The 9655-nt window shown below is 37.8% G+C and carries 2 protein-coding genes and 1 rRNA gene; 1 reads left to right on the top strand and 2 read right to left on the bottom strand.

Features of this window, described 5'->3' with window-relative positions; all coding sequences use genetic code 11:
* Together J2X17_RS18955 and J2X17_RS18950 are read right to left on the bottom strand one after the other, a co-directional pair.
* A 16S ribosomal RNA gene (locus J2X17_RS18955) occupies nucleotides 1-182 on the bottom strand; the annotation flags it as partial.
* Nucleotides 183-678: 496 nt separating this feature from the next.
* Entirely contained in the window at nucleotides 679-7953 is a 7275-nt protein-coding gene (locus tag J2X17_RS18950) for a PKD-like domain-containing protein (RefSeq protein WP_310301646.1), read from the bottom strand.
* Nucleotides 7954-8418: 465 nt separating this feature from the next.
* On the opposite strand from J2X17_RS18950, the gene J2X17_RS18945 reads away from it, so the two are divergent.
* Nucleotides 8419-9438, top strand: coding sequence for a proline-specific peptidase family protein (locus J2X17_RS18945; protein ID WP_310301644.1), 1020 nt, complete (start codon nucleotides 8419-8421; stop codon nucleotides 9436-9438).
* Nucleotides 9439-9655: the final 217 nt, after the last annotated feature.

The raw sequence follows: 9655 nt of genomic DNA, 5'->3' as shown, positions 1-9655 counted from the left end.
CTCTGCATACTATGAGGTATTAATCCAAATTTCTCTGGGCTATCCCTCTGTAAAAGGTAGATTGCATACGCGTTACGCACCCGTGCGCCGGTCTCTAGTTCCGAAGAACTATACCCCTCGACTTGCATGTGTTAAGCCTGCCGCTAGCGTTCATCCTGAGCCAGGATCAAACTCTTCATCGTATATTGTTTGCTTTAATCTCTTAAAGCTAATTATTATTCGAATCAGTCTCTATCGGTTCATTTAATTAATCTCTCGATTATCTTACTCTTTATTCTTTTGTTTTGAAATCTCTTTCAAAACGGCTGTCAATTCAATATGTCTACGAACGTGTATTTCTTTTTGTGTTTCGCTTGTGTTGCAAAGCGGGTGCAAAAGTACAGCCTTTATTTAGATTTACAAGCCTTGTTACATACTTTTTTCAAATATTTTTTCACACTTTTTCTTAACAATCTGATAATGCATAATTTAGATTAAAAACTATTTCTTGTTTTTAAAAGAATTTTCTTACCACTTCAATGCTTTACGTAATTTCTTTATTGGAAAGACTGATTTATTTTCGATTTCATAACCCTATTAGTCGTTTCATACCTACTTACAGAATATTCTTTGTCCGCAAACAGCACCCCAAAGAGGTGCTGTTTCATTTTAATAACTTTTTATACTATACGAAATCCTTTAAAAAAGAATTTTCTTCGTAATCCATTTGCCGTTTTTAAGTAAGATTTTCATAATTAAGAACTGGTCACTTGAATGCAAATCAGAAATAATAAGCTCGTTGTTATTCACATTCACTTTTTCGTAAAGCAAACTGGTTTTTAAATCATAAATTTTAACTTTGTCTATTATTTCTTCGAATGAACTGATTTTTATCTGTTTATTCTTAACAGCAACAATTGCCGGATTTTTAGTTTCATCAACCGTAGCTGTCCCAAGAGTATTTGTCACAACATTATTAGTTGTAAATCGTAAAATAAAACGATCATTAAAAGTACCTATCTCAGTAGAAAAAGTATAAGGTTCTTTTTTAAGATCAACTATAGTACTTGTGGTTTTGTCTTCTAGGTAAATGTTTTGACTAATTAAGAGACCATCTACTTTGTTTATATTAATTGTGAAAGTACCTTTAATAGTTGTTTTATATCCCAATGAAATTTTATCTGTCTCTTGAAATGGTACTGCACGCCCTTGAATCGTAAACTTATTTTCACCATTAATACTATAAAAATCAATATATGTATTTCCTCCAGAACTAAGGGCATCATACAACTTATCCATTTCATTGGTTGCCCCACCAATATACCCCACTAACAATTGTTTGAATGCGCCTTGAGAATTGGCCAAATTCAACCAAACTCTATCTTTCTCAATTGCAGCTGCCTTGTTTGCGTTAGACATTCTGAAAAATTGACTATTAGATCCAGAAGCCAATATCTTATCAGTATTACGCATGGTATTATTAAATACAAAATTTTGACCAGCACTGGCAACTACAAAAAAGGATTGCCCTGCGGCAATTTTTCCTTCTGGCTCTACTCCTCCAGATATAGCCGTTGTTCCCCCTAAAAGCGTATAATAAGCATAATCATCTGAATTATACACGTAGAAATTACCACTCGCCGTAATAGATGTATTGTGAGTCCAAAATTTCAATGCTCCATTAATTATGGTTTGATTAGCTTTTATAAATGCATCTGCATCAATAGGTGATGGATAAGGATTACCTATTAAATTGTGTTTTCCATCTGATTGCGTAAGAATTGTTTTGACGCCATTATAGGGTTTACCAACAAACTGAACAGGTTGTGCATAAGTAAGACCACTCCAACTTTCTCCATTAGCATAAGTAACATCAGGTTTCGGAACACGGATCATAAATCCTTTCCCTACCGGATTCATACTGCTTGATCCATTTTCATATACCCAGGCACTGTTAGCCCAACTAAAATACTTATCGATGAGAGTGTTGGGCGACAAAACATTCATAACCTGATCTTCTACTGGAGAACACCAAAAAGTATAATCATAATTCTTCATTGGGGTAGTGATACGTTTATAAGTAATTATTCCGGTATTCAAAGAAGCATCATTCACCTGAATCAAGCTCGCATTATTTTCGAAAGTTAAAGTACCAAGTACATCTAATTCATTTTCAACCTTAAGCACAGCATCTGCATTTGCTCCACCAAGAGTACCTACAACAACATTTACTCCTGAATTTACCTGGCAGGAGCAAGCATTTAACGGAGTGGTGATATTGGTATTTGTCGCAAAAACAGCTCTGGTAGTTGCATTTGGAGTTCCGTTATCCCAACCCGAACCAGTAAACGTGGTCACTGGAACTGATAAAGTTACTACATTTGAACTGGGACTTACGCCGCAGCTTGTAACTGTTCGAACTCTAACATAATAAGTTGTATTTGATGCCAAACTATTTAATGTTACTGAAGGCGAAGCTAATGCACTTACTTGCAGATTTTGATAACCTGTTACAAAAGAACTGAAGGAAGGATTTAAGGACAAATCAAATCTATACTCGGTAGTATTTGGAATTGCCCCCCACGTTTCAATGGCCGTGGTTTGACTACATGCTAAAACAATATTGTTTAACACTGGCGCCACCGGAGTAGTATTGATGGTCATAACAATAGGTGTAGAAGTCACCGGATTTCCAGTCGCACAAGTTGCATTTGAAGTCATAACACAAGTTACACTATCACCATTGACTAATGTTGCACTTGTATATGTAGGTAAATTTGTACCAACATTTGCCCCATTTAATTTCCATTGATAAACTGGCGCTGGTCCACCATTTGTTGGAGTTGCCGTAAAAGTTACGGATGCTCCTGAGCAAATTGGATTGGCAGAAGCCACGACATCCAAAGAAACAGGTAAATTCGGATTATAGGTCACCACCAAACAATTACTTATTGCTGTACATTGAACAGTATTCGATGTTGAAGTAACAACTACTCGATAATACGTAGTTTGTGTAACCGGACCTGGATTGTAAATATCATTCGTGGCTCCGAAAATAGGAGTCCATGATCCGCTACACCCCGTAGTATTACTTTCCCATTGGTACGTCAAACTACCTAAACCTGTCGCAGCTGTACTTACTGTAAAGGCATCAGGATCTGCTGAACCACAAACGCTTTGGTTTCCAGCCATAACTGGAGCAGTTGCATCGTTTACAAAAACTGCAACCAAGCCGGAATAGGCATAACAGCTTACCCCATTTTCTGTGGATTTTACCTCTCTTCTATAATACGTGTTTTGAGTAATTGGTCCTGAAACATCGTAAGTAGTGCTTTCCGCTCCTACAATATTTGTCCATGAACCTACACCTCCTGTTGAGCTAGTCTGCCATTGATACGTCAATCCTACACCTGTTGCAGGAGTGGTTTCAGTAAAAGGATCCGGATCTCCTCCTTTGCAAATGGTTCTGTTGCCGCTAATAGCCCCTGGATTTATAACAGGAATTACAGTAATTGTTATTGGTGTTGTATATGCAGAATAACAGGTGCCACCTCCGTTTACCGAAACTGTTCTTCGTTGGTAACTCGTGGTTGTTGTTAAGGCGGGTGGCGAATAAGTTGCTCCTGTTTCACTTCCAATGGTAACAAAACTACCACTTGCATTCGTTTGCCATTCGTAGGTAATTGTTCCTAATCCTGTACCACTTGCAGCAGAAGTTAATGGTGATGGAATAGTACCATTACAAATAGTTTGTGCATCTCCTATTGTACCTGCTGTTACAGTAGGATTTACTGATATATTTACTGTTATAGCTGCACCCGTACAACCATTTGAAGTAGGCGTTATGGTATACAAAACACTTTGCGTCGTTGAGGATGTATTGGTTAACTCATTATTTATTGTATATGTTCCATTAACACCTATCGAGCCTGACCCTGAAGTATTGTCGCCTGTAATATTTGGATTATCGTCTACCGACCAGTTAAAAGTTGTTATATTACCAGGATCCGTGATGTTTCCACTCAAAACAATACCTGCACTTGTTACATTACAAATTCCAACACTAGCAACTGTAGCTGTAACTTTAGGTGTTGGTTTAATTTGAATACTCATTGTAGCTGGTGTTGCTCTACAGGTACCTACAAAATTATCAAATTCAGGAGCAATTGATATTACCGTGGTTTGCGTGCTGTTGGTAGTATTATTCGCTGTAAAATTAAAAGTATGACTAGTTCTTCTATTTGCACCATTTGGAAACGTACCTTCTATTGTCGTACCAACCGGACCTGCAGATGCAGGTGTAAGATAACTATTATTTGTTGTCATATAATAGTTTACGTAAGATGCATCTGAGTGATCGATACTAGCTAAAATAGGAGGAATTACATCACCATTACAAACAGGAGTAGTTGTCCCTCCTGTAATAGTGGCTTCATCATAAATCGCTCCAATTCCTGTCGTTGATATACTGATAACATTACTTGTTACGTTTTGTGCAGTACAGTAGCTATCAGTTACGATCAAACGATATTCATATTGAGTTGTTGCATTTGGCACCCCCGCTTGATATGTTGTACCCGTTCCAACATTGCTCCAACCACCCCATGCTCCCCAAACTATAAACCACTGTCTTGTTCTTACTTGCCATTGATACGTATAAGTTCCTGAGCCTCCTGCGACTGGTGTTTTTATACTAAATATGGTAGGAGCCTGACCAATACAAACATCTTGCGTATTACCAATAACTGGTGCCACCAATCGTCCATACACCGTAACAGTTGCTGTGCTAGTGCTTTTACATGCATTTGGCCCTGTTGCTGTAATGGTAAAAGTAGTCGTCTGGGTGGTTGTTTGGGTATTTGTTAGCGTTCCTGAAATAGAAAAAGGAGCATTGCTGTTTCCACTGGCCGCTATTCCTGTTAAAAAAGTCGTATTATCCCTTGTCCAGGTATAAGTTGTTCCTGCAACAGCGTTCGGATTTGTAATTGACATTCCTGCAATAGCAGTACCACTACAAATAGTCTGAGCAGCATTGGTTATTGCTATTGTAGGCGTTGGTTTTACCGTAACAGTCGATGTTGTAGTACCCGTACAACCTGCAGCAGTAGCGCTGACAGTAAATGTTACAAGCTGATCGATATTGGTAGTGTTAACAAGATTTCCCGAAATGGTATTTCCTGTCCCAGGGACCCCAACACCTATTATTCCGGTAACATTGGCATTATCTCTTGTCCAAGTATAAGTTGTTCCTGGAACAGTAGTTGGAAAACTTATTGTTATTGGTGTAATAGGATCATTACCACAAATGGTTTGTGACGCAACGGAAACTACAGCATTAGGTTTTGGATTTACCGTTACTACTATAGAAAATGTACTCGCAGCACAACCACCAGTAGTAGCCGTTATATTATAAGATGCTGTTTGTTGTATGTTGGTTGTATTTGTTAGCGTTTGAGAAAAAAAAGCTTGCCCGCTTAATGCTGTTGCCCCTGTGATTCCTCCTGATGTGGTAGGCAAACTCCAGGAATAGGTTGTTCCTGATGGTATGAAATTACCGCCGCCGTCGAGCGGAGTTACGTTCACTGCAAAACTACTACAAGCGACAGGAGCGTAATTTGTTGTTATAGAAGGCGTAATATTAACCGTGATGGGCAGCGTTGAAACTACTCCATCACCACAAGCATTGTTACCTTTTACTGTAACGTTTCCTGAAAGTGCTCCTATACTATAATCTACGGTAATCGATTGAGTTCCTAAACCTGATACTATTGTTGCTCCTGTTGGTACTGTCCAAATATAACTAGTTGCATCAGCTATTGCAGGAACGCTGTATGAAACATTGGTTTGTCCTTGACATAGCGAGGCAGTACCAGAAATAAGTCCCGCATTTGCTGGTAATGGACTAACTAATATGGTGCCTGTAGCAAATATTGTACTGCCGCAGCCACCTGTTAATGGAATACTGTAATTAAATGTACCGCCTACCGTTGGCGTACCGCTTATGGTAATCGTATTGGAAGCCCAGGTTGCGCTCACTCCTATTGGCAAACCATTAGCGCCAGACATACCCGCATTGGCAATCCCGGTTGCAATTGTAGTCGTATGCGTTATAGCAGTCAGTGGACTATGGCTGCATAAAGTTGGTGTAGAAGATGGTCCAGAAACCGTATTATTAGCTAACACATTGATGCTGCCTGTCGCATTGAGCACCGCTCCACAACCTCCTATTAATGGAATGCTGTAATTAAAAGTTCCTGTTTCCGATGGCGTACCACTTATAGTAATGGTGTTAGAAGCCCAAGTAGCCGTAATGCCCGCAGGTAAATTTACTGGTGCTCCTATGCCCGTTACTCCTGTAGTAGCATGGGTTATCGCGGTCAACGGCGTATTGATACACAGCGTTGGAGTCGTCGATGCCGGACCCGTTGCAATATTCGGCGTTACTATAATAGTGCCGATGGCATTTATACCGCCACAGCCTGTTAATGGAATACTATAATTGAAAGTCCCAACAACTGTTGGTGTACCACTAATGGTAATGGTATTAGAAGCCCATGTTGCTGTAACTCCAGCAGGCAAATTCACTGGTGTTCCTATTCCTGTTGCTTCTGTAGTAGTATGGGTTATAGCTGATATTAAAGGAGTATTAATACATAAGGTTGGCGATGACGAAGCAGCGGTTACAGTATTATCTCGTAACACAATTACCGAATAGTTTGCTGTAGCAATAGGTATACAAGAACTATTAGACACTGTCATGGTCAAAGTAACCGTAGTACCTGCATCTGCGGCTACGGGTGTGTAAACTGGTGTTAATGTAGTGGCACCAGTAATCGAGCCAGCTCCATTATGAGTCCAGGCTATGGTTCCATTTGATGAAGATGCTCCACTGACCGTTGCAGAAGCGCCTAAGCAAATATTTTGAGACCCTCCTGCACTGGCAATTGGTAAATTGTTTACTGTCACTACCGCACTTGAAGCCATTGTAGCGGTACAGTTATTAGCATTAGTGGCTTTTACGGTGTATGTATTAGTACCTGGCTGAAAACCAAAAGAAAGGGCAGCTCCGGTTCCCGCAACTGGGGATCCTACAGGATTAGCTCCATTATATAATTGATAATTTACAAGTGTTTCCGAACCGCTCAAACCAACTTCCAAACCTGGTCCCCCAATACAATAAGAGCCCGTCCCTGTTACGTTGAATATTGTTGGTAATGCATTTACTGTGAAATTCCCTGCGCCGCTTGCTGTGCCATCCGGTGTCGTCACACTAACAGCTCCAGTCGTTCCCGATCCAACAACTGCAATTATTTGTGTACTTGTAAAAGAAGTAATTGACGCTACCGCTGTACTTCCAATTTTCACATTAGCTGCGGTTACGCTTCTAAAATTAGTTCCATTTATAGTAATTGTGGATCCAACACAACTACTGGTGGGACTAAAACTTGTAATAGTGGGTACCGCTGTAACACACAAACTTGTCAAATTCATATTATTAGTAGTTGAATTTCCTACATTTACAACTTTAACATAATAAATACCATTAGCCAAAGCATTAGCATTTATAGATTCTGTTTGTGAAGAATCATTATTATTATCAACATTCGCACAAGCAATTTGAGTGAATCCATTACAAGAAGATGTCGCAGAAATTAATTGCAAGTATAAATTCTTATTAGAGGCAGATGCTGTAATTGTAATATTTAAAGGACCACCAGCTACTGTAAAAGTGTACCAACCTTCCCTACGAAAAGTTCCTGAACAAATATTTGGGGCATTTTGAGTATTATCAGAAATATTAATATTTCCAGTAATGCAATTGCCAATAGAAATTGATGTAGAACCTGCACAATTAGTCCCCTGCGCATTAACAAAATTTACAGACAAGAAACCCATCAAAACCATAAACAATAAACGCAATGATCTTGACGACACTAAAGTGTGTTGGTTTAAACTAAAGTAGAGTTTTTTCATAGATGTAAAATTTATTTGTCTTTGGAGATATTGGGTATTTTATTTGTAATTCCCTTTGACAATAAAAAATTTCAGTTTATTCAAAAAATTAATCATAATCTTAAATTATGTTTTTGAATTAAAACTTTTCTATTGCCATAATAATAGTATCATGTTAAAATTACACGATACTGTTAAAATGAAACAATTAAATCGTTCAATCACTTTTATAGTCGTCAAACAACAAAAACACTCATGATCAATACATTACATTTAGAAAAACAAAATACCATTTATACAAAAAACCTTACACATTACATAATCCCGATTTTTTTACTTCACACTACTATTTCATATAAAATCCTAAACCATACTAAAAACTCTCCAAATCGAATACGCAGTTGCCAAAAACCCTTAATAAGAATTTTAATTTGTACTTTAGTTTTACTAAAATTCAAATATTTATAACCTTTAAAATTCAACAACATGGGTCGTATCCTTCTGCTAGCATTAATACTATTGACCGTTTCTTGTAAAAAGGAAACTAAATCAGAGACACTTTCAGATTATTTTAACTACAATAAAAAAAATACCATTGAATCTGCTGGAGTACAATTGATTCCTATCAATACACCTGTCGGGGAATTTAAAGTATGGACTAAACGATTTGGAAATAATCCTAAAATAAAAATATTATTATTACATGGCGGTCCCGCAATGACACACGAATACATGGAATGCTTTGAGACTTTTTTTCAACGTGAAGGTTTTGAATTTTATGAATATGATCAGTTAGGTTCTTACTACAGTGACCAACCAAAAGATAGTAGTTTATGGAAAACAGAACGATTTGTAGAAGAAGTAGAACAAGTTCGCAAGGCCATTGGAGGAGATAAAAATAACTTTTATGTCCTAGGAAATTCGTGGGGAGGAATTCTGGCAATGGAATATGCATTGAAATACCAAAAGAATCTAAAAGGTTTATTAGTTTCGAATATGGTAGCCAGTGCTCCCGAATATGGAAAGTATGCGGATGAAGTATTAGCACCACAAATGAAACCAGAAATTCTAGCAGAAATACGATCACTTGAAGCTAAAAAAGATTTTAGTAATCCGCGTTATATGGAATTACTAATTCCGAATTTCTATAAAGAACATTTATGCCGATTAAAAGAATGGCCAGACGCGTTAAATAGAGCAAGTAAACATACAAATGCAGAAATTTACACCCTGATGCAAGGCCCAAGCGAATTTGGAATTAGTGGTCGCTTAGCAAAATGGGATATAAAAAATCGCTTAAAAGAAATTACAATTCCGACATTGATGATTGGAGCCAAATACGACACAATGGATCCAAAAGCAATGGAAGAGCAAAGTAAATTAGTTCAAAAAGGCCGTTTCCTATATTGCCCGAATGGAAGCCATTTAGCCATGTGGGATGATCAAGAAGTATTTATGAAAGGAGTAATCAAATTCATTCACAATGTTGATCGCAATGAATTTTAAAATTGATTATAGTTTAACAGAAATAAAAATTTATAATGAATTGAATAATACAATTATGGGCGTTTCCCTCCGGGCCGGGCTGTCCGCTGTATCTTTTGCGATTGTAGTTTGAGTTTAAATGAAGGTTTTGGGTATCGCAAAAGGATGCCGCTCCCATCCCTAACGCAGTTTACGGTAAACCAGAAGTACAGTTTTCATAAGAAATTCCAACTTTTAT

The sequence above is a fragment of the Flavobacterium aquidurense genome, from assembly GCF_031458035.1.
GTDB lineage: Bacteria > Bacteroidota > Bacteroidia > Flavobacteriales > Flavobacteriaceae > Flavobacterium > Flavobacterium aquidurense_C.
The sequence above is the reverse complement of the archived record's forward strand: the minus strand, read 5'-3'. Positions and strand labels throughout refer to the sequence as shown.